18 protein-coding genes are annotated in these 21,748 nt (G+C 65.6%); 7 read left to right on the plus strand and 11 right to left on the minus strand.

Translation table 11 applies throughout. The features are described from left to right. Positions 1–135 precede the first annotated feature (135 nt). The 3 genes from KC8_RS12735 to KC8_RS12745 are packed head-to-tail and all read left to right on the plus strand — an operon-like array spanning position 136 to position 2,209. Entirely contained in the window at positions 136–1,005 is an 870-nt protein-coding gene (locus tag KC8_RS12735; protein WP_010123052.1) for an LLM class F420-dependent oxidoreductase, read from the plus strand. A 14-nt stretch (positions 1,006–1,019) separates the two neighbouring features. Continuing rightward, on the plus strand, positions 1,020–1,793 hold the full coding sequence (locus KC8_RS12740) for an SDR family NAD(P)-dependent oxidoreductase (protein WP_029624198.1): 774 nt from the start codon (positions 1,020–1,022) through the stop codon (positions 1,791–1,793). After that, positions 1,790–2,209 (plus strand): nuclear transport factor 2 family protein, encoded by a 420-nt coding sequence (locus KC8_RS12745; RefSeq protein WP_010123050.1) that lies wholly within the window; start codon positions 1,790–1,792, stop codon positions 2,207–2,209. Before KC8_RS12740 ends, KC8_RS12745 begins: the two co-directional genes overlap by 4 nt. Here the strand turns inward: KC8_RS12745 and KC8_RS12750 are convergent. From KC8_RS12750 to KC8_RS12770, 5 genes are all read right to left on the minus strand, one after another. Beyond that, complete coding sequence (locus KC8_RS12750) at positions 2,206–3,213, minus strand: fumarylacetoacetate hydrolase family protein (RefSeq protein WP_010123049.1); 1,008 nt, start codon at positions 3,211–3,213, stop codon at positions 2,206–2,208. The two genes, KC8_RS12745 and KC8_RS12750, sit on opposite strands and share 4 nt — an antisense overlap. Before the next feature lie 68 nt (positions 3,214–3,281). Further along, a complete protein-coding gene (locus KC8_RS12755) occupies positions 3,282–4,601 on the minus strand; it encodes a UDP-glucose dehydrogenase family protein (protein ID WP_010123047.1) in 1,320 nt (439 codons plus the stop codon). A 204-nt stretch (positions 4,602–4,805) separates the two neighbouring features. Next, positions 4,806–6,200, minus strand: coding sequence for an efflux transporter outer membrane subunit (locus KC8_RS12760; RefSeq protein WP_010123046.1), 1,395 nt, complete (start codon positions 6,198–6,200; stop codon positions 4,806–4,808). Continuing rightward, complete coding sequence (locus KC8_RS12765) at positions 6,193–9,345, minus strand: efflux RND transporter permease subunit (RefSeq protein WP_010123045.1); 3,153 nt, start codon at positions 9,343–9,345, stop codon at positions 6,193–6,195. The genes KC8_RS12760 and KC8_RS12765 overlap by 8 nt, the downstream gene beginning before the upstream one ends. Next, complete coding sequence (locus KC8_RS12770; protein ID WP_029624196.1) at positions 9,345–10,529, minus strand: efflux RND transporter periplasmic adaptor subunit; 1,185 nt, start codon at positions 10,527–10,529, stop codon at positions 9,345–9,347. Before KC8_RS12770 ends, KC8_RS12765 begins: the two co-directional genes overlap by 1 nt. 166 nt (positions 10,530–10,695) lie before the next feature. Here KC8_RS12770 and KC8_RS12775 point away from each other — a divergent pair, with 166 nt between their 5' ends. Both KC8_RS12775 and KC8_RS12780 read left to right on the plus strand, forming a co-directional pair. Continuing rightward, positions 10,696–11,358, plus strand: coding sequence for a TetR/AcrR family transcriptional regulator (locus KC8_RS12775; RefSeq protein ID WP_232455531.1), 663 nt, complete (start codon positions 10,696–10,698; stop codon positions 11,356–11,358). Beyond that, positions 11,355–12,125, plus strand: coding sequence for an NUDIX domain-containing protein (locus KC8_RS12780; protein WP_010123042.1), 771 nt, complete (start codon positions 11,355–11,357; stop codon positions 12,123–12,125). The genes KC8_RS12775 and KC8_RS12780 overlap by 4 nt, the downstream gene beginning before the upstream one ends. A 74-nt stretch (positions 12,126–12,199) precedes the next feature. Here KC8_RS12780 and KC8_RS12785 read toward each other — a convergent pair whose 3' ends face one another. From KC8_RS12785 to hisS, 4 genes are all read right to left on the minus strand, one after another. Further along, a complete protein-coding gene (locus KC8_RS12785; protein WP_010123041.1) occupies positions 12,200–13,099 on the minus strand; it encodes a DUF4167 domain-containing protein in 900 nt (299 codons plus the stop codon). Positions 13,100–13,403: 304 nt separating this feature from the next. Then, positions 13,404–14,234, minus strand: coding sequence for a peptide chain release factor N(5)-glutamine methyltransferase (gene prmC / locus KC8_RS12790; RefSeq protein ID WP_029624195.1), 831 nt, complete (start codon positions 14,232–14,234; stop codon positions 13,404–13,406). After that, complete coding sequence (prfA, locus tag KC8_RS12795; protein ID WP_010123038.1) at positions 14,224–15,309, minus strand: peptide chain release factor 1; 1,086 nt, start codon at positions 15,307–15,309, stop codon at positions 14,224–14,226. The genes prmC and prfA overlap by 11 nt, the downstream gene beginning before the upstream one ends. Then, positions 15,309–16,556, minus strand: coding sequence for a histidine--tRNA ligase (gene hisS, locus KC8_RS12800; RefSeq protein WP_029624194.1), 1,248 nt, complete (start codon positions 16,554–16,556; stop codon positions 15,309–15,311). Before hisS ends, prfA begins: the two co-directional genes overlap by 1 nt. A 212-nt stretch (positions 16,557–16,768) precedes the next feature. On the opposite strand from hisS, the gene ppa reads away from it, so the two are divergent. Continuing rightward, positions 16,769–17,308 carry an inorganic diphosphatase gene (ppa, locus tag KC8_RS12805; protein ID WP_010123036.1) on the plus strand — a complete coding sequence of 180 codons (540 nt, stop codon included), beginning with the start codon at positions 16,769–16,771 and terminating at the stop codon, positions 17,306–17,308. A 109-nt stretch (positions 17,309–17,417) separates the two neighbouring features. Here ppa and hisN read toward each other — a convergent pair whose 3' ends face one another. Continuing rightward, positions 17,418–18,185, minus strand: a complete 768-nt coding sequence (gene hisN / locus KC8_RS12810) for a histidinol-phosphatase (protein WP_010123035.1) — start codon at positions 18,183–18,185, stop codon at positions 17,418–17,420. 48 nt (positions 18,186–18,233) lie between these two features. Here hisN and KC8_RS12815 point away from each other — a divergent pair, with 48 nt between their 5' ends. Beyond that, positions 18,234–19,721 carry an ArnT family glycosyltransferase gene (locus tag KC8_RS12815; RefSeq protein WP_010123034.1) on the plus strand — a complete coding sequence of 496 codons (1,488 nt, stop codon included), beginning with the start codon at positions 18,234–18,236 and terminating at the stop codon, positions 19,719–19,721. Between the two features lie 17 nt (positions 19,722–19,738). Here KC8_RS12815 and thrS read toward each other — a convergent pair whose 3' ends face one another. Beyond that, entirely contained in the window at positions 19,739–21,730 is a 1,992-nt protein-coding gene (thrS, locus tag KC8_RS12820) for a threonine--tRNA ligase (RefSeq protein ID WP_010123032.1), read from the minus strand. Positions 21,731–21,748 lie beyond the last annotated feature (18 nt).

Raw genomic sequence — 21,748 nt, forward strand, 5'->3', positions numbered from 1 at the left:
CAATCGGCACGATGCCGCGAAGCAACGGAAACGGACAGCGGTCCGCGATCGGGCCATTGAAGCATGACGGGGGTTTCCTCCGCCGCGATCGGGTGGAATCGTGACGGCAAAGCACAGGATTAGGAGCAAGGAATCATGAAGTTCACGCTGTCGGCGGCGTTCGCGCCGGTCACCGCCCTTCCCCAGATCGCCATCGCCGCCGACGAATCCGGCTGGGCGATGATCACCATGTCCGATCATGTGGTGAACCCCGAAACGCTGACGGTGCCCTATCCCTACACCCCCGATGGATCGCGGCGCTGGCCCGAATTCACCGACTGGCCTGATCAGCTGGTGATGATGGGCGCCTATGCCGCGATCACCAGGCAGATCCGTTTCACCACCAATGCGTTCGTGCTGCCGATGCGCAATCCGTTCCTTGTCGCGAAAGCCGTGTCGACGATTTCGGCGATTTCGAACAACCGGGTCGTGCTGACCTGTGGGGTCGGCTGGTCGAAGGACGAGTTCGGGCTGCTCGGCCAGGATTTCCACACGCGCGGCAAGCGGGCCGATGAGATGATCGACATCATGAAGCTGCTGTGGACCGGAGAATATGTTGAATATCATGGCCAATATTATGATTTCCCGCGGATCGAGATGAATCCGAAGCCCGCCGGGCCGGTGCCGATCTGGATCGCGGGCATTTCGGATGCGGCGCTGAAACGCGCAGCCCGCGTGGGCGAAGGCTGGCTGACGGATTTGCAGCCGGCGGCCGAAATCGTCGAGAGCATCGGCCGGATCAAGGCGATGCGCCGTGAACAGGGCCGCGATCACCTGCCGTTCGACGTGCTGGCATCGCCATCGGACGTCTATGACATCGACGGCTATAAGCGGCTGGAGGATCAGGGCGTCACGCATATCCTGATGCAGCCCTGGCATCTCTATCATCCCGGCACGCAGGATGTTGGCCAGATGATCGACAGCATCAAGCGTTATGCCGATGATGTGATCGCGAAGTTCGGCTGACCGGGGAGGCGATCATGGCAGAGGCATTGTTTCCCGAAGGCTGCGTGCTGGTGGTGGGTGGCAGCGGCGGAATCGGTGGTGTCGTGGCGCGCGAGTTCGCCCGCGCCGGCGCGGATGTCGCGCTCACCTATCGGGGCAATCGCGAGAAGGGCGAGGCGACGGCAGACGCGATCCGCGCATTCGGCCGGCGGGCGACGGTGCATCCGTTGACGGTGGGCGATGTCGACCAGATCGAAACCGCGATCGCCGCCGCCGAGGCCGAGCATGGCCGGGTCCACACTTTGGTTTATGCCGCCGCGATGCTGACCGAACAGGTGGATATCGCCGATATCAGCCATGCCCAATGGGATCAGGCGGTGAATCAGGATCTTCAGGGATTCTTCAATCTGGTGAAGGCGATGGTGCCGCGGTTCCGGGCTGCGGGTGGCGGCTCGTTCGTCAATCTGGGGTCGGCCGGCGATCTGTGGTGGCCGGCGAAGGATGCGCTGTCGGTGGCGCCCAAGGCGGCGATCGAGGCGCTGGTGCGCGGCATCGCCAAGGAAGAAGGGCGCCATGGCATCCGCGCCAATTCGGTGCTGGTGGGGGTGATCGAAGCGGGGATGTTCCTCGAACTGACCAGGCAGGGCGTATTCGACCAGGCATGGACCGACGAGGTGCAGAAGCAATTGTGCCTGAAACGCTGGGGCCAGCCGGAGGAAATCGGCCATGCCGCCGTGTTCCTCGCGTCGAACAAGGCGGCCTACATCACCGGCCAGCAGATCGCGGTTGCCGGCGGATTCGGAGTATGACGATGGTTGATATCGCCGCCAACAAGGCGCTCGCCCGCAGCTATTTCACCATGCTGGAAGCCGATGATGCAGCAGGCGCACTCGCCCTGCTCAGCGATGATGCGCTGTGGACGGTGCCGGGCGAATCCGAACTGGCGGGCACGATGACCAAGGCCGACGTGCTCGCCATGTTCGAAGGCGGGTTGCCATTCGCCGCGCCGTTGGCGTTCGTGATTCACGACATGATCGCCGAGGGGGATCGCGTGGTCGTGCGTGTGGAAGGCCGCGCCCCGCTGAAGGACGGGCGCGATTATCATAATTTCTACGTCTTCATCTTCACCATAGCGGCGGGGCGGATCATGAGCGTGATCGAACATACCGACACGCTCTATTCGTTCCGCGCCCTGATCGAACCGCAGCAGCCGGGAGGCGGCTAAGCCTCCCCCACCACCTGTTCGATCGCGCCGAAGATCGAATGGCCCTGATCATCGTCGATCCAGATGCGCACGCTGTTGCCTCGCTTGAGGTAGGGCGTGGCGGCCGCACCCGACTGAATGGTTTCGACCATGCGCACTTCGGCGATGCAGCTATAGCCGCGTCCCCCTTGCGCGATCGGCTGGCCCGGGCCGCCGCCAGCGTCGCGGTTGGATACTGTGCCCGAACCGACGATGCTGCCGGCGGACAGGCTGCGCGTCTTCGCCAGATGCGCGATCAAGGTGCCGAAATCGAAGGTCATGTCTTCGCCCGCCTGCGTGCGGCCAAACGGCTGGCCGTTGACGTCGACATTCAGCTGGCGGTGAAGTTTGCCGTCGCGCCACGCCGCGCCCAGCTGATCCGGCGTCACGAATACGGGGGACAGCGCGGAAGCCGGCTTCGACTGGACGAAACCGAAACCCTTGGCCAGTTCGTCGGGGATCAGATTGCGCAGCGAGACATCATTGACCAGCCCGACCAGCCGGATCGCGGCCAGTGCGGTCGCCCGGTCCGCGCCCTGCGGCACATCGCCGGTGACGACGACGATTTCGGCTTCCAGATCGCAGCCCCATGCTTCGTCGGCCAGTGGAATCGGATCGCGCGGCCCCAGGAACCCGTCCGATGCGCCCTGATACATCAAGGGATCGGTCCAGAAGCTTTCGGGCAGTTCCGCCCCGCGCGCCTGACGGACGAGCTGGACGTGGTTCACATAGGCCGAACCATCCGCCCACTGAAAAGCGCGCGGCAAGGGCGCGGCGGCCAGCCGTTCGTGGAAGCGCATCATCGGGATCGCTTCGTGGGCCAGATCGGTGGCGAGCAAAGCGAGGCGCGGGGCGGCCTGATCCCATGTGTCGAGCGCGGCTTGCAGCGTCGGCGCGATGTGCGTCGCGTCCGCATACCAGGCCAGATCGTCGCTCACGACGACGAGCCGCCCGTCGCGCCCGTCCTTCAGGGATGCCAGCTTCATCGCGCCTCTCCTCCGTGTTGTACCCCGATAGGTAAGGCCTATCGGGGCGGAGAGGAAGCGCGCTTTAGTTAGCTGTCGAGAGCGTCGGCGCGGCCGATGCCGGTGTAGGATAGCCCGGCGCGGCGGGCTTCTTCGGGTGGATAGACGTTGCGCAGATCGACGAGGATCGGGGTGGCGAGCAACCCAGCGATCCGCTTGAGATCCAGCGCGCGAAACGCATTCCATTCGGTGACGATGACCAGCGCATCGGCCCCGTCGGCCACCGCATAGGGATCCGCCGCAAGTTCGACGTTGGGCAGCATCGGCCGCGCCTGTTCATGCCCTTCCGGATCGAACGCGCGGACCTTGGCACCGGCATCCTCCAGCGTCTGGATCAAGGCCAGCGACGGCGCATCGCGCATGTCATCGGTGTTGGGCTTGAAGGTGAGGCCGAGCACGCCGACCGTTTTGCCACGCACGTCGCCGCCCATCGCCTTGATGACCTTGCGGCCCATCGCGCGCTTGCGGGCGTCGTTCACGCGCACCGTCGCCTCGACGATCTGGAGCGGGGTTTCATGATCGTCCGCCGTCTTGAGCAGCGCCAGCGTGTCCTTGGGAAAGCAGGAGCCGCCATAGCCGGGACCGGCGTGGAGAAACTTCGCGCCGATGCGATTGTCGAGGCCGATGCCGCGCGCCACCTGCTGCACATCGGCGCCGGCGGCTTCGCACAGATCGGCGATCTCGTTGATGAAGGTGATCTTCACCGCGAGGAACGCGTTGGCGGCATATTTGATCAGTTCCGATGTCCGCCGGCCGACGAATAGCAAGGGCGCCTGATTCAGGTAAAGCGGGCGGTAGATATCCTGCATCACCGCGCGGGCGGCTTCGTCCTCGATGCCGACGACGATGCGATCGGGCCGCTTGAAATCCTCGATCGCGGCGCCTTCGCGCAAGAATTCGGGATTGGAGACGACCCAGGCCGTGGCGCCGGGCGCGACTTCGCGGATGATCCGTTCGACTTCGTCGCCGGTGCCGACAGGGACCGTGGATTTGGTGACAATCACCGTCGGCCGGGTCAGCGCGGCCGCGATTTCGCGGGTGGCGGCAAAGACGTAGGACAGATCGGCATGGCCATCGCCGCGCCGCGACGGGGTGCCGACGGCGATGAACACCGCGTCCGCATCCTTCACCGCGCTCGCCAGATCGGTGGTGAAGGCCAGCCGGCCGGCCTGGACGTTGCTGGCAACCAGCGCGTCGAGACCGGGTTCGAAAATCGGAATCCGCCCGGCTTCGAGCGCGTCGATCTTGCTGGTATCCTTGTCGACGCAGATCACGTCATGGCCGAAATCGGCGAAGCAGGCGCCAGAAACGAGGCCGACATAGCCCGTGCCGATCATTGCAATGCGCATCGTGGGCTACACCCTTTTGCTGACGGTTATTCGGGTTGGGGCGCTAGCATCGAACGATGTTGCGCCGCAACCGGGGGACATATGGCGCGAGGCCAATGCGAGGCGAATTGAACACAGGAGACGCGTGATCAGGCCAGGCAAGCCAAGGATAAGACAGGGATTGCTTCAGGAGGGGTAATCCGGGAGCGCCCCATGGTTCGCTTGCTATTCGCGGGGGGTCAACCCGCCGCCCAGCGCCACATAGAGCGTGACGAGATTGGCCAGTTCGGCACGGCGAAGCTGGATAAGCGCCTGTTCAGCGGAGAACAGGTTACGTTCGGCATCCAGCACTTCGATATATTGGGCGACCCCGTTCAGGTAGCGCGACCGGGCGAGTTCGGCGAGGCGGCGCTGGGCGGCGGCAGCGCGTTCCTGCGCTGCGACCTGATCGGCGAGATAGCGCCGGCCGGCCAGCGCATCGGCGACTTCGCGGAACGCCGTCTGCACCGTCTTTTCATAGGTGGCGACGGCAATGTCCTCGCGCGCCTCGGCGACCGAAAGATTGCCCTTGCGCCGTCCCCAATCGAAGATCGGCAGGCTGATCGACGGGCCGAAGCTCCATGTCGAGCTGCCGCCCTTGAACAGGTCGTCCAGCTGGCCGGAGGCGAAACCGGCGCTTCCGGTCAAGCTGATCGATGGGAAGAAGGCGGCGCGCGCAGCCCCGATATTCGCCCGGGCGGCGCGCAGATCTTCCTCGGCGGCGAGCACGTCGGGACGGTTGTTGAGCAGATCGGATGGCAGGCCGGGGCCGATATCGCGAATGATGCCCTGGCGCGCCATCGGCAGCGGTTCGGGTAGGTCATCGGGAATCGGCTGGCCAACCAGCACATAGGAAAAATTGCGCGTTTCCGCGCGCGACAGGCGCAGGCTGGCGAGTTCGGTTTCGGCCTGGGTGAGCAGCGTTTCGGCTTGCCGGTAATCGAGCGCCGAAGTCACCCCGGCATCAAGCCGAAGCTTGGCGATGCGCAGCCCTTCACGACGGCTGCCAAGCGTCTGTTCGGCCAGCGCGATCCGTTCGGCCTGTTCGCGCGCCTGCAGATAATTCACCGCGACATCGCGGATCAGCGACAGGCGGAAGGCCCGTTCGGCGGCCACCGTCGACAGATAGCTGGCGCGCGCGGCTTCCGACAGATTCGCGACGCGACCCCAGAAATCGAGTTCGAACGAGGACACGCCGACGCCGATATCGTAGCGATTGGCGGTGTCGGGGCCCGTGCCGGTAAGATTCGAACGGCTTCGGGTGGCGTTGCCGCTGGCGCCCAGGGCCGGCAGCCGATCGGCGGCCTGAATGCGAAACTGGCCCCGCGCTTCGGCGATGCGGGCGACCGAAACCCGCAGATCGCGATTATTGTCGAGCGCGAGCTGGATCACCGCCTGCAGGCGCGGATCCGTGAAGAAATCCTGCCAGCCGATAGCGGTCGCCATACGCGCACCTTCGCCGGGCACATATTCGGCAGGATAGGCCGGCGCCGCAGCGAAGGGCGGGCGGACATGCGCGGGGGCAAGCGAACAGCCAGCGAGAGCGGTCGCCGCAAGCAGGATCGTGACAGGCTTAATCATGAACAGTCTCGCCATGCGGGGCGCCGGGCGCGTGCGGCGCTTTGCGCGTCAACCAGCGGCGAACCGCCAAGTAGAAGAGCGGAATGAAGAAGATCCCAAGGATGGTGGCCGCGATCATCCCGCCCATCACGCCCGTGCCCACCGCGCGGCGGCTGGCGGCACCGGCCCCGCTGGAAATGAACAGGGGCACCATGCCGAGGATAAACGCCAGCGACGTCATGATGATCGGGCGCAGCCGCAGCTTTACCGCCTCCATCGTCGCGTCGAGCACGCTCTTGCCATCGGCTTCGCGTTCGATGGCAAATTCGACGATCAGGATCGCATTCTTTGCGGCAAGGCCGATGATGGTGATCAGCCCGACGTTGAAATAGACGTCCGCCGACAGCCCGCGCATCATCGAGAACAGGACCGCGCCCAGCACGCCGAGCGGAACGACCAGCAGCACGGCCACCGGCACCGACCAGCTTTCGTAAAGTGCGGCCAGCAGCAGGAAGACAACAATTAGCGACAGGCCGAGCAACGCGCCGATCTGGCCCGCCGACTGGCGTTCCTCATACGACGTGCCGGTCCATTCGAAATCGAAGCCGTCCGGCAACTGCTTGGCCAGCCGTTCCATCTCGTCCATCGCTTCGCCGGATGAACGGCCGGGGGCGGCCTGGCCCGATATCGTCATCGCCGGATAGCCATTATATCGCTGGAGCTGGGGCGAACCCGACGTCCATTCCGCGGTGGTGAAGGCACCGAACGGCACCATTTGTCCGGCGGCGTTGCGGACCCGCAGATTGAGCACGTCGGCCGGTGTCATCCGGGCGCGGGCGTCGGCCTGCAGCATCACCTTCAGGATGCGGCCATCATGGGTGAAGTCGTTGGCGTAGGCCGAACCGAAGGCGATCGACAGGGTGGCGTTGACGTCGCCGATCGACAGGCCAAGCGCGCGCGCCTTCACCCGATCGATTTCCACCTTGAGCTGGGGCGCGTCTTCCTGTCCTTCCGGCCGGACGCCGGTCAGCAATGGGCTTTGGCTGGCGAGGCCGAGCATCATGTTGCGGGCCTCCACCAGCGCTTCATGGCCCAGCGCGCTGCGATCCTGCAGCATGAAGGTGAAACCGCTGGCATTGCCCAGTTCGCGGATCGGCGGCGGATTGATGGTGAAGATCAGCGCATCCTTGGCCTGCATCAGCGCGCCGAAGGCCCGGCCGACGAACGCTTCGATGCCATCTTCCTTGGCCTTGCGATCCTTCCAGTCCTTGAGCACGACGAACATCATCGCCGCGTTTTGGCCCTGGCCGAAGAAACTGAAGCCGCGGATCAGCACATAATGTTCCACCTGCGGCTGCTGCGCATAATAGGCCTTCATCTGCTTCACCGCTTCCTCGGTGCGTTCCAGCGTTGCGCCGGGCGGGGCCTGGACGATCGAGATCGCGTAGCCCTGATCCTCATTCGGCAGGAAGCTGCTGGGCAGGCGCAGGAACAGCAGGGCGGTAAGCCCGACCAGGGCGACGAAGATCATCAGCCAGCGGCCGGGTCGCGACAGGATGTGGCCAACCTTGCCCTGATAGCTGTCGGTGGTGCGGCCGAACCAGCCGTTGAAACGGTCGAAGAACCGCTGGAGCCACGGCAGGCGCACCTTGGCATCAGGATCATGCGGCTTGAGCATGGTCGCGCACAAGGCCGGCGTGAGCGTCAACGCGAGCAATGCCGAGAAAGCGATCGAAATGACGAGGGTGATCGAGAACTGGCGGTAGATGCCGCCCGTGGACCCCGGAAAGAAAGCCATCGGCACGAACACGGCCATCAGCACCAGCGTGATGCCGATGATGGCGGTGGTGATCTGGCCCATCGCCTTGATCGTCGCTTCGCGCGGGGCAAGATGCTCCTCGCTCATGATCCGTTCGACATTTTCGATCACGACGATCGCATCGTCGACGAGGATGCCGATCGCCAGCACCATGCCGAACAACGTCAACACGTTGATGGAGAAGCCAAAGGCCCACAAGCCAAGGCAGGCGCCGGCCAGCGCGATCGGCACCACGAGAGTGGGGATCAGCGTCGCGCGGATATTCTGGAGGAACAGGAACATGACGAGGAAGACCAGCGCCATCGCTTCGGCCAGCGTCTTCACCACCTCTTCCACCGAAATCCGGATGAATGGCGTGGTATCGTAAGGCACGGACCACGCGATATCCGGCGGGAAGCTCTTTTCGAGTTCCTTCATCCGCGCCCGCACGCCATCGGCCGTTTTCAGCGCGTTGGCGCCGGGAACGGTGACGACGGCGATGCCCGCCATCGGCTGGCCGCTCAGTTCGGTGCCGATGCCGTAGCTTTGTGCGCCTAGTTCGACCTTGGCAACGTCACCCAGCCGGATCGTCGATCCATCCGGATTGGCGCGCAGGATGATGTCGCGGAACTGATCGGCGTTGGTAAAGCGGTTCTGGGTGATGATCGTCGCGTTCAGTTCGCTGCCCTTGGCGACGGGCTGGTCGCCGATCTGGCCGCCGGCGGTCTGGCTGTTCTGTTCCTGAACGGCGGCAAGGGCCTCGGCCGCAGACAGGCCGTAGCCGGCCAGCTTGTCGGGATCGAGCCAGACGCGCATCGCATATTCGGAACCGAGCAGGCGCAGATCGCCCACGCCGGGGACGCGGCGCAGTTCGTCGATCACCTTGGCGGAGGCAAGGTTGCCAAGCGCGAGGCTGTCCGTCGCCCCGCTCTTCGACGAAATCGCCATGATCATCAGGAAGCCGGAGGTCGCCTTGTTGACCTGGATGCCCTGTCGGCGGACCTCTTCGGGCAGGCGCTGTTCGACCCGGCGAAGGCGGTTGTTCACCTCCATCTGCGCGGTATCGAGATTGGTGCCCGAGCGGAAGGTGACGGTGATGCTGGCGGTGCCGTTCGACTGGCTGTTCGACAGCATGTAGAGGAAACCCTCCACGCCGTTCAGTTCCTGTTCGATCACCTGGGTGACGTTGGTCGACAGCGTTTCGGCGTCAGCGCCCGGATAGGTGACGTTGACGGTGAGCGATGGCGGCGCGACGCTGGGATATTGTTCGATGGGCAGCCCGCGCAGCGCCATCAGCCCGGCCAGCGCGACACCCAGGGCGATCACCCACGCAAAGATCGGCCGATCGATGAAGAAGCGGGCGAACATCAGCGCGCCGACGTGGATTTGGCGGCGGAAGGCTGGCCGGCGGCCGCGCCGGGCTTCGCCGGCGGCGAAATCGATACCGGCTGGCCGGGGCGCACCTTTTGCAGGCCATCGGTGATCACCTTGTCACCCGGTTTCAGCCCTTCGGTGATGACCCATGACCCACCCTGCATATTGCCGACCTTCACCGGCCGCGCGACGGCGACGTTGTTGGTGCCGACAATCATCACGCTGGCGCTTTGCGGGCCGACCTGCACCGCCCGCTGGGGCACGAGGATCCCGGCCGGATTCAACCCCACCTCGACGCGCGCGCGAACGAACTGGCCGGGCAGCAGCAGGCGCTGCTTGTTTGGAAATTCGGCGCGCAGCGACACCGTGCCGGTCGATTCGTCGACCGACATGTCGAGGAAATCGAGATGGCCGCCGGGGCCATAGACGGTGCCGTCTTCGAGAATCAGCGTGACGCCGACCCGATCGAGATTGCTGGCGCGAATCTCGCCGCTGGCCATTTTACGCCGCACCTGCAGCAATTCGCTGCTGGACTGCGAGAAATTGACGTAGACGGGATCTAGTTGCTCGACCGTCGTCATCAGCGTCGCGGACCCGGCGCTGACGAGCGCACCTTCCGTCACCTGCGCGCGGCCGGCGCGGCCGGCGATCGGCGCGGTGACGAGCGTATAGTTCAGATCGAGCCTGGCGCGATCAAGCGCGGCGCGGGCCGAGGCGACATCGGCTTCGGCCTGGCGGGCCTGGGCGACGGCGGCGTCATATTCCTGATTGCTGATCGCCTGTTGCTTGACCAGTGGCGCATAGCGGCCGACCACCGCGCGGGCGTTGGCCGCCCCCGCCTGTGCACGGGCAAGGGCCGCCGCGGCACTGTTGTAGCTGGCCTGATTCTGGCGTGGATCGATACGGAAAAGCGGCTGATTGGCGCTTACGTCGGTGCCTTCTTCATAAAGGCGCCGTTCGACGATGCCATCGACGCGGGCGCGAACCTCCGCCGTGCGCACCGCCTGCACGCGGCCGGGCAATTCGATGGCGTCGGTTACCGCCTGCGGAGTGACGGTCATCACGGTGACCGCGGGGGCGGGGGGGGATTGTTGCGGCTGGCTGCCGCAGGCGGAAAGCAGGGCAAGCCCCGTCAGCACGGCGATATGCCGTAGCGAAACCTTTGGTTCAGCGCGCATGCGCACCCCGATGCTCCCTTGCAGCCCCCGTCGCGCGGATCGGGCTGGATGATGGTTGCGCATTTCGGCGATTAAGTCGATTGCACTTGTGGTTATTGGTGTAATGTAAGATACAATACACGTCAATCCAGAATGATGCGGCGCACAACGCCGGAGAGATATTCGCGTGACGACAGATGTGACGACCGATGAGTGCGAACCAAGGGCCGATGGCGGCCGCCGGGAACGGCGACGGCAGGCGATCATCGATGCCGCGCGCGCGTTGTTCGTCGAACGCGGGTACGATGCCGTCAGCCTGTCGGAGATCGTCAAGAAATCGGGCGGTTCGCTGGCGACACTCTATGCGCTGTTCGATGGAAAATCGGGCATTCTGGGGGCCATTGTCGCCAGCCAGCGGTTCGACACGCGGGATCGGATCGATTCGGCGTTTGCCGCCGGGGGTGCGCCGGCAACCATCTTGCGCGCGATCGCCGATCTGCTGCTCGACGGCATGGCCGATCCCGAAATCACCGGCTTGATGCGTATCGTGATGGGCGAAACCTTGCGCGATCCGGCCTTTGCGCAAAGCGTGTACAAAAATGGGCATATACCATCTGTCGAACGGGTCGCGGGGTTGCTGGCGGACTGGCATGCCGCCGGCCGGGCGGTTATTCCCGATCCCATGCTGGCGGCGCACCTTTTTTTCGGCCTGGTGATCCACGGGGCGCAGACCCGTGCGCTGTTTGGCGCACCGGGCGATCTGGCATTGCCACCGCGCGACACGCTGGTGAGCGAGGCGATGGCCCTGTTCACGACCTATTATCATATTGATGGCGACGAACCTGCATGAGTGAGGAAATGGCCCCGGCGATCCCGGCGGCGACGTTGGTGCTGCTGCGCGAACGGGCAGGCGCGCCGCCCGATCTGCTGATGCTCGAACGAGCGGGAACGATGGCGTTTGCCGCTGGTGCACTGGTGTTCCCCGGCGGGCGGATCGATCCCGGCGATCATGCGCTTGCCGCCAACCCGGCGGTGATCGGAACGAATGGCATGGCCGATGCGGCGGCGCGGATCGCGGCCATTCGCGAAACGATCGAGGAAGTGGGCATTGCCATCGGTCTCCACCCGACGCCCGATGCCGCCACGGTGGCGTCGCTGCGCGAGGCGCTGGGCGAAGGGGCCGATTTTGGCGCGTTGCTGGCGGCGGGTGGCTGGACGCTCGATCTGGCGGCGCTGGTTCATTTTGCCCGCTGGCGACCGAATTTCAAGGAAACCCGGCTGTTCGACACGCAATTCTATCTGGCGCTGGCGCCCGCAGCGGCCGAACCGCTGGCTGACGGCGGCGAGAGTGTCCACGCGCTGTGGATTTCGGCGGATGATGCGCTGGCCGGGGCCGAAGACGGGCGCTTTCGCGTGATATTCCCCACCCAGCGCAATTTGGAACGGCTGGCGCTGCTGGCCGATTTCGCGGCGGCCGAGGCGCATGTCGCGCAGTTTGTGATCGAACCCGTCACGCCGTGGGTGGAGGACCGGATGGGCGAACCGTTTTTATGCATCCGTGACGATCAGGGCTATCCGGTTACGGGCGTCCCGCTGGGCGACGCGTTGCGCGGCTAGCCCCGCGCCTGTGGAAAAGCCCGCCGTCCATGGGGACGACGGGCTTTCGATAGTATCAGAGGCTGTAGCCCGGATCAGGCGTCGGCAGCCGAGGCTTCCGGTGCCGCATCCGCGCGCGGGCGCCGCGTGCGCCGTTTGGGCTTGTCCTCAGTGGCCGGTTCGGCGGCTTCCGCCTCGCTCGTCAGCGAAAAGGACGGCGGCAGCCGATCGACTTCGATCCGCTCGGGCGCATCGCCGGTTTCGGCGACGGGCGTCCGGCGGGGACGGCCGCGGCGGCGGGGGGCTTCGTCGGCCACCACTTCGGCCACGAATGTGGCCTCGGCCTCGGGGGTTGGATCGACAGCGGCCGGCGCCGGAGCGTCCTCGCGCGGCTGGCGCACTTCGCGGGGGCGGCGGTCTTCGCGCGGAGCACGATCCTCGCGGGGGGCGCGTTCCTCGCGCGGGCCACGATCGTCGCGGTAGCCGCGGTCTTCACGCGGGGCGCGATCATCCCGGGCTGCGCGGTCTTCGCGGGGGCCGCGATCGTCACGCTGGCCACGATTGTCACGCGGGGCGCGGTCGTCGCGCTGGCCACGATCCTCGCGCTGGCCGCGCTGCTCGCGATACGGGCGTTCGCCGCCTTCATTCTGCTGGCGGCTGTCGTCGCGGTCGCCATTCGCGGCCTCGAATTCACCGTCTTCTTCGTCGAAATCGCCATTGTCGAAGCGATCCCGGCGCTGCTGTTCTTCGAAACGCGGCCGATTTTCCGCCAGAACGCGGAAATAATGGTCCGCAAACTGAAGATAATATTCGGTCATGACCCGGTCGCCCTGGGTCTGCGCGTCGCGCGCCAGCGTCTTGTATTTCTCGTGGAGCTGGCTGGCGTTGCCGCGTGCGCGGTTATCGATCCGGTTGCCGCCCTGGCCGTTGCCGCTATTCTGCCGAGGCGCGCCACCGCGCCCACGGCGGCGGCCGTTCTGACGATTGTTGATCAACGTTTCGATGCCTTCGTCACTGGTGGTCGCTAGTCGCCACTCCAAATCCGGGCCCGTCCCGGACCTTACGGATAACCGTCCCCGGTGGGTGCGACACAGCAGGTGCGCTGCCGCGAAGGGCCGGCGCAACCGCCTATCGCGAAACCGGCGCCGCCGAAGAGCGGACAACGCGGCAAAGCCATCGGGGGTCGGCGGGGGCTTTGACAGCCGAGTGCTCAGTACGAAGCCCCCAGTCCTACGGCCGATGTAGGCGCTCGCCGGGTGGATTCCAAGTGGAAATATGCGAAGGGATGACGATCTGGCCTCAGCCGTGGACGATTATGCAGCGATCGCGCCCGCCCAGATCGGCGGCGACGGTGCAATGCGCGCCTTTCGCGGCGAAAAGCGCCGTGACGGCGGCGGCCTGGGTGTGGCCGATCTCGATCGCCGCGATTCCGCCCGGCGCGATCAGGCGGGGGATCATCGGCGCAAGCCGGCGATAATCGTCCAGCCCGTCGGCACCGGCGAACAAGGCTGAGTGCGGTTCATATTCGGCGACGCCAGGGCCGATGTTGGCGCCACCGGTCTCCACATAAGGCGGGTTGCACAGTATGAGATCGAACCGGGCGGTGATGCCGCAGGCCCAATCGCCCAGCTGAAATTGTACGCGATCCGCCAGCCCCAGGGCGCCCGCGTTCCTCGCGGCATATGCGAGCGCCGTTTCGGACGCGTCGATGCCAAGCCCCTGGGCGCGGGGCCATTCGGCCAGCGCGGCGAGCAGCAAGGTGCCCGGCCCGGTGCCGAGATCGAGAATATTGGCTGGTCCGGCCTCGCCGAAATGGGCGACGGCGGCTTCGATCAGCGTTTCGCTGTCGGGGCGGGGGATCAGGACGCCGGGGCCGACCGACAGGTCGATCGTCCAGAAGGCGCGTGTGCCGGTGATGTAGGCGACCGGTTCGCCCGTCGCCCGGCGGGCGAGGAGGCTGGCGAACCCTGCCGGTGCCGCATCGCCCTGCCGGGTGAGCAGCATCGTATCGCGCGCGCACCCCAGCGCATGGGCCATCAGCAATTCGGCGTCGAGCCGGGGCGTCGGGCTGGTTGGGGCGAGGTGCCGGGCGGCGGCGGCCAGCGCCGCGCCCACTTGATCAGGCGGCATCCAGATTCGCCAGCCGCGCGGCTTCATCCTCGGCGATCAGCGCGGAGACGAGTTCATCCAGCCCCGGCCCTTCGAGGATTTCGGACAGGCGGTGGAGGGTCAGGTTGATGCGGTGATCGGTGACGCGGCCTTGCGGGAAATTATAGGTGCGGATCCGTTCGGATCGATCGCCCGATCCCACCATCGCCTTGCGTTCGCCGGCGCGGGCACTGGCCAGCCGTTCGCGTTCCTGCTCGTACAGGCGCGTGCGCAGGACTTTCAACGCCTTGGCCTTGTTCTTGTGCTGCGACTTTTCATCCTGCTGGATGACGACGAGGCCGCTGGGCAAGTGGGTGATGCGGACGGCCGAATCGGTGGTGTTGACCGACTGGCCACCGGGGCCGGACGAACGATAGACGTCGATCCGCAGATCCTTGTCGTCGATCTGGACGTCGACGTCTTCCGCCTCGGGCAGCACCGCGACGGTGGCCGCCGATGTGTGGATGCGGCCGCCGCTTTCGGTGGCGGGCACGCGCTGCACCCGGTGGACGCCGCTTTCGAACTTGAGCCGGGCGAACACGCCGGCCCCCGTGACCGAGGCGACGACTTCCTTATAGCCGCCGAGTTCGGCGGCGCTGGCGGAGATCAGTTCGACCTTCCACCCGCGATCTTCGGCGTAGCGCTGGTACATGCGGAACAGATCGCCCGCGAACAAGGCGGCTTCATCGCCGCCGGTGCCGGCGCGGATTTCGAGCATCGCGGCGCGTTCGTCGGCGGCATCGCGCGGCAGGAGGCGGATGGCGAGCGCGCGTTCGGCATCGGGCAGGCGCGCGCGGATATCGGCGGCCTCGTCCTGCGCCATTTCACGAATTTCGGCGTCGGCTTGCGGATCGTCGATCATGAAGGCGAGGTTGGCGAGTTCGGCGCGCAGGCGGCGCACTTCGCCGGCGGCGGCGGCCACCGGTTCCAGTTCGGCATATTCCTTCGACACGGCGACGAAGCGATCGGCGGCGAGATCGCCACGCGCCATCATCGCCTGAAGCTCGTCGCGACGCGCCTCGATCTGCGCGATCCGCGCGGGGGGGATCGAGACCATCAGGCGCCGAGCGTTTCGGCGAGTGCGGCGATGGCGACAGCGCACTGGCTGCCATCGGCGAGATTTTTCACCGATGCCTCGCCGCGTGCCAGTTCATCGTCGCCGAGAATGACGGCAAAGCGCGCGCCACGGGCGTCGGCCTTCTGCATCCGCTTTTTCATATTGCCCTTATACGCCATGTCGCAGGCGATGCCGGCGCGGCGCAGGGTGGCGATGATGCCGGTTGCCGCCACTTCGGCCGCAGCGCCCATCGGGACGATCGCGACATCGACGGTTTCGGCGGCGGGGGCATCGATCAGCATCGCCAGCCGTTCGATCCCGGCCGCCCAGCCGACAGCGGGAGTGGCCGGGCCGCCCAGCGCCTCGATCAATCCGTCATAACGGCCGCCGCCGAGCACGGTGCCCTGCGCGCCCAGCCGATCGGTGACGAATTCGAACGCGGTGTGGCGATAATAATCCAGCCCGCGCACCAGCGCGCCGTTGCGGGTGTAGGCAACGCCAGCGGCATCCAGCCCGGTGCGGACCGAATCGAAGAAGGCGCCGGCCTCGGCCGTCAGGAAATCGTCGATCACGGGCGCTGCATCTGCCACCGGGCGATCGCGTGGATCCTTGGAATCAAGGATGCGCATCGGATTCTTGACCAGCCGTTCCAGGCTTTCTTCGGACAAGGCATCGCGGTGCGCGGTGAAGTGCGCCACCAGCGCATCGCGCCACGCGGCCCGCGTTTCAGCATCGCCCAGCGTGTTGAGCTGAAGCGTGACACCATCGCTGACGCCGAGTTCGCGCAGCAACTGATCGGCGAACACCAGCAGTTCGACGTCGGCGGCCGGTTCCCCCGCGCCGATCACTTCGGCGTCGAGCTGATGGAACTGGCGGAAGCGGCCCTTTTGCGGGCGTTCATAGCGGAACAGGGGGCCGTGCGTTGCCACCTTCAACGGCGCGTGCTGCTGCCAGCCATTGGTGAGGTAGGCGCGCGAAATGCCGGCGGTGAATTCGGGCCGCAGGGTGAGCGAATCGCCGCCGCGATCCTCGAAACTGTACATTTCCTTGGACACGACATCGGTGGTTTCGCCGAGCGAGCGGGCGAAAACCGCCGTCGCTTCGAATACCGGCACCTCGACCCGGCCGAAGCCATAGAGGCGGCGGACGCGATCGAATGTTTCGACGACGCGGGTGAAACGCTGCGCGGTCTCGCCCAGCATGTCCTGGGTGCCGCGAATTGCCTGTGGCGTGGAGACCTTGCTCATGGATCGCGCCTCTAAAGCAGTTCCCGTAAAAGTGGGAACGGCTTTTTCAGCCCGATTCGGGACGCGCGGCGGTCCCTGACATGTGATTCGGCGCATCCTGTTGCCGATTGACGCCAGAATCGCCTGAGATGGACGCGCGAATGCAACGACAGGACAAAAAAAGCCGCAACTGTCGCTTGACCCGTCACAAAGGGCGACTATTGCGCCGCACCATGAACATCGAACTCATCCCCACCGGCGATAACCCGCCCGAGAGCCTGAACGTTGTCATCGAAGTGCCCGTCGGCGGCGAGCCGGTGAAGTACGAGTTCGACAAGAAATCCGGCGCTCTGTTCGTCGATCGCATCCTGCACACGCCGATGCGCTACCCCGCCAATTACGGTTTCGTGCCGCACACGCTGTCGCCCGATGGCGATCCGCTCGACGCGCTGGTCGTCGCGCGTTCGCCCTTCATTCCGGGCTGCGTCGTCAAGGTGCGCCCGATCGCCGTGCTGAAGCTGGAAGACGAAGCCGGCGGCGACGAAAAGCTGCTGACCGTGCCGGTCGATGCGACCTTCCCTTATTATGAGAAGGTCGACGAGAAGGAACATCTGCCGGCGATCCTGATGCAGCAGATCGAACATTTCTTCACCCACTATAAGGATCTGGAATCCAACAAGTGGGTGCGCATCGGCGCGTGGGGCGATGCCGCCGAAGCCAAGCAGATCATCCTCGACGCGATCGAAGCCTATAAGGCCGACAAGGCCAAGTAAGCGCCGGGCGCTGCCCTTTGCGGGCGGCGCTAAGACCTTATCATGCGCCGGCACTGGCCGGTTCGCACGAACACCGGGTGACGCAGGTCGCCCGGTGTTTTTTATGGCCTCAGCCGGCGAGGGCGGCCAGCGCGGGATCGAGCAGGCGCGCATCGCCCACCGCGATCACCTGGCCGCTGCTGTCGCGGGTCAGCGGGCCGCCCGCCCAGTCGCGCATCGCGCCGCCAGCGCCTTCGACCACGGGGACAAGCGCGGCCAGATCATAAAGCTGAAGCCCGGCTTCGACGACCATATCGAGATGGCCGGAGGCGAGCAGCGCATAATTGTAGCAATCGCCGCCCCACAACGTATCGCGCGCAGCGGCTCTGGCCCGTTCGAAGGCGGCCTTTTCCGCCGGCGTGAACAGATGCGGCGCGGTGGTGGCGAGATGCGCCTGGGCCAGCGTCGGGCAGGCGCGCGTGCTGGCGGGCACGCCGTTGAGCGTGGTTGGCCGGCCGGTGGCGCCGATCCAGCGTTCGCCGGATATCGGCTGATCGATCACCCCCAGCACGGGAACCCCACCCTCGATCAAGGCAATCAGCGTGCCGAAGATCGGCCGCCCGGCGATGAAGCTGCGCGTGCCATCGATCGGATCGAGCACCCACAGGCGATCGGCCCCTTCGCGAACATTGCCATATTCTTCGCCGATGATGCCGTCGGCGGGGCGCTGGGCCTCCAATACGCTACGAATCGCGGCTTCGGCGGCGCGATCGGCCTGCGTGACGGGGGAGGAATCACCCTTGGTTTCCACGTCGAAACGGGCGCGAAAATAAGGACGGATCGCCGCCCCGGCCGCATCGGCGAGGGCGAGGGCTAGCGCAATGTCAGCGTCGGTCATGCCGCCAGCCGTAGCCGCTGGCGGGGATAAGCGATAGGCATTGCCGGCATGAACGATCTATCTGGTTCGATCCGCGTGGCATCATGGCCAGCGTGCGCCTCGGCAACGGCGGCCCGCCATTCATGGTCTATCCTGCCGGCGCTGGGTCTGTTGCTCTTGCTCATCTGGATCAACCCGGTCGGCTATATCGGCGGGGGCGGTGACGACTGGCATTATCTGGAGGCGGCGCGCTGCATCGTCGCGCACGGTTATTGCCTGCCCGATACCCATTGGGCCGGGCGCCTGCCGCTGACGGTTCCGACGGCGGCCGCGATCGCGCTGTTCGGCGAAAGCCGCGAAGTGCTGTGGCTGGCGCCGCTGGTATTTGGGTTGCTGGGCCTGTTTGCCTTTTGGGCGATGATCGCGCGACATTTCGGCGTGGCGGCGGCGGGCCTCGCGGGCTTCGTATTGGTCGCGACGCCGGTGTTTGGTGGGCAAATATTGGGGCTGAACGTTGGTATCGTCGAGTTCGGCCTGATGATGGCGGCGCTATGCTGCCTCGACCGGGCGACGGTGCGCGGGCGCGGCTGGGCGATCGCCGCCGGATTGGTGCTGGGTCTGGCGGCCCTCAGCCGGACGACTGCCGCCGCGTTGCTGCCGATCATCATCGTCGTTCTGTTCGCGCGTGGCCAGAAGCGGCTGATTGCGCCCTTGCTGGCGGGGTGGGGCGTGTTGCTGGTGGCCGAAATGGCGGGTTATTGGCTGGTGGCCGGCGATCCGGTGTTCGGCTGGAAACTGGCGCTTGGCCATACCCGCCTGCCGACCACGGAATTGCCGCCGGGGATCGATCTTCAGCAGAGTCCGCTGTTCAATCCGCATTTCATTGCGGCGTGGCAGCGGACGATGGGTATCGATGTCCACTGGACGATCGACGGGGCGCTCAACCTGCTCGCCGATCCGCAGATCGGGCTGACCTTGCTGGTGGCGCTGGTGCTGATGGTGTTGCATCGTCGGCATCTGGTGGCCGATGGGATGATCGGAACCGCGCCTTTATGGCTGCTGGGCGCGGGAATCGTCTATTTCGGGGCGCTTGCCTATGCCCTGGCGATTGATCCCAAGCCCCGCATGTTCATCCCCGTTGCGGCGTGCGGGGCGGCGATTATCGGCATTATCACCGCCCGCACCTGGCACGCCGGCCGCGCGATCGGCATCGCGATCATACTGATCCTGCTCACCAACGGGATCTTGATCGGATGGTGGGCCTTTGATTCGCGTCGGATCGAGCGGGCGGCGGCGGCATGGGTGGCCGAGGCGCCGGACCGGATGGCGATCGATGAAACGACACGCCGTTTGCTCGCCCTGGCGCCCGGGATAAGGCAATTGCCCAGCACCCCCGAGCCGGGCCGTGACCGGGCGTTGCGCGTTATGCCGGGCCATTGCCCCGCAACGATCGGCGCACCTGCCGGGCCGTCATGGCCGTTGGCGCGACAGATATTGTTTCCGGCGCGCGGACAGGACGATGGCTATCGCCTGTGCGAGTTTCGCCGGCCGGGGTGACGCCGGCCGGCAGGGTTTCAGCCCAGATCGGGCGGGGTCGATTCCTTCACCAGCATCGCGATAGCTTCGTCGAGGGGGAGGATGGCCTGCGCCTGTTCGCCCAGACGGCGGATCGCGACGGTGCCTTCTTCGGCCTCGCGCTTGCCGACGACCAGTAGGGCCGGAACCTTGGCCAGCGAATGTTCGCGCACCTTATAGTTGATCTTTTCGTTGCGCAGATCGGTTTCGGCGCGGATTCCGGCCGCTTTCAGCTTGGCCAGCGCTTCGCGCGCATAATCGTCGGCGTCGGACACGATCGTCGCGACCACCGCCTGCACCGGGGCCAGCCACACCGGCAGCTTGCCGGCGAAATGTTCGATCAAAATGCCGATGAAGCGTTCGTAGGAGCCGAAGATCGCGCGGTGGAGCATCACCGGGCGATGGCGTTCGCCATCCTCGCCGATATAGCTGGCGTCGAGCCGTTCGGGCAGCACGCGATCCGACTGAATCGTGCCGACCTGCCAGGTGCGGCCGATCGCGTCGGTCAGGTGCCATTCGAGCTTGGGGGCATAAAAGGCGCCTTCGCCGGGCAATTCTTCCCAGCCAAATTCATCGGTGGCGAGACCGGCGCGAACGACGGCATCGCGTAGTTCGGCTTCGGCCTGATCCCACATTTCTTCGGTGCCGAACCGCTTTTCGGGGCGCAGGGCCAGCTTGATCGAATAAGTGAAGCCGAAATCCTTGTAGATCCGGTCGGCAAGGCGGCAAAAGGCCTGCACTTCATCGACGATCTGGTCTTCGCGGCAGAAGATGTGCGCGTCGTCCTGCGTGAACTGGCGGACGCGCATCAACCCGTGGAGCGCGCCGTGCGGTTCGTTGCGGTGGCAGCAGCCATTTTCGTACAGGCGCAACGGCAGATCGCGGTACGACTTGATCCCCTGACGGAAGATCAGGATGTGCGCCGGGCAGTTCATCGGCTTCAGCGCCATCCAGTCGGCATCGGCCGACACGATCGGGCCTTCATCGTCGATGTTGGGCACTTCGTCGGGAATGACGAACATATTCTCGCGATATTTGCCCCAGTGGCCGGACTGTTCCCACTGACGGGCGTCCATCACCTGCGGGGTCTTGACCTCGCGATAGCCGGCGCCGTCGATCGCGCGGCGCATATAGGCTTCCAGCTCGCGCCAGATCCTATAACCCTTGGGGTGCCAGAAGACGCTGCCATGCGCTTCGGCCTGGAGGTGGAACAGGTCCATCTCGGCGCCCAGCTTGCGGTGATCCCGCTTGCCCGCTTCTTCCAGCCGGAGGAGATGCGCGTCGAGCTGCTTCTTGTTGAGCCAGCCGGTGCCGTAGATACGGCTGAGCATGGCGTTCTTCTGATCGCCGCGCCAATAGGCGCCGGACACGCGCGTCAGCTTGAACGCGGTCGGATCGAGCCGGCCGGTGGAGGCGAGGTGCGGCCCGCGGCACATATCGAACCACTCATCGCCCGACCAATAGACCGTCAGTTCTTCGCCTTCGGGCAATTCGGCGGCCCATTCGGCCTTGAAGGTTTCGCCTTCGGCCGCCCAGCGCGCGATCAGCGCCTCACGCGACCAGGCTTCGCGGCGCAATGGCTTGTTCGCGGCGATCAGCTTGCGCATCTCGGCTTCGATCGCGGGCAGATCATCATCGGTGAACGGGCGATCCTTGGGCGCGAAATCATAATAAAAGCCGTCGTCGGTGGACGGGCCGAAGGTGATCTGCGTGCCGGGGAACAGGCGCTGCACCGCTTCGGCCAGCAGATGCGCATAATCGTGACGGGCAAGATCGAGCGCGTCGGCCTCGTCCTTGGCGGTGACGAGCGCGAGGCTGGCATCGGCGTCGAGTGGGCGCATGATATCGCGCAGTTCGCCATCGACCCGCGCGGCGATCGCCGCCTTGGCGAGGCCGGGGCCGATATCCGCTGCGATCTGCGCCGGAGTGGTGCCGGCCGCGACTTCGCGCACGGACCCATCCGGAAGGCTGATCTTGAGCATTGCGGCCATCGGCGAAACGATCCTTGG

It is taken from the genome of Sphingomonas sp. KC8 (assembly GCF_002151445.1).
In the GTDB taxonomy this organism is placed as follows: Bacteria; Pseudomonadota; Alphaproteobacteria; order Sphingomonadales; family Sphingomonadaceae; genus Sphingomonas_E.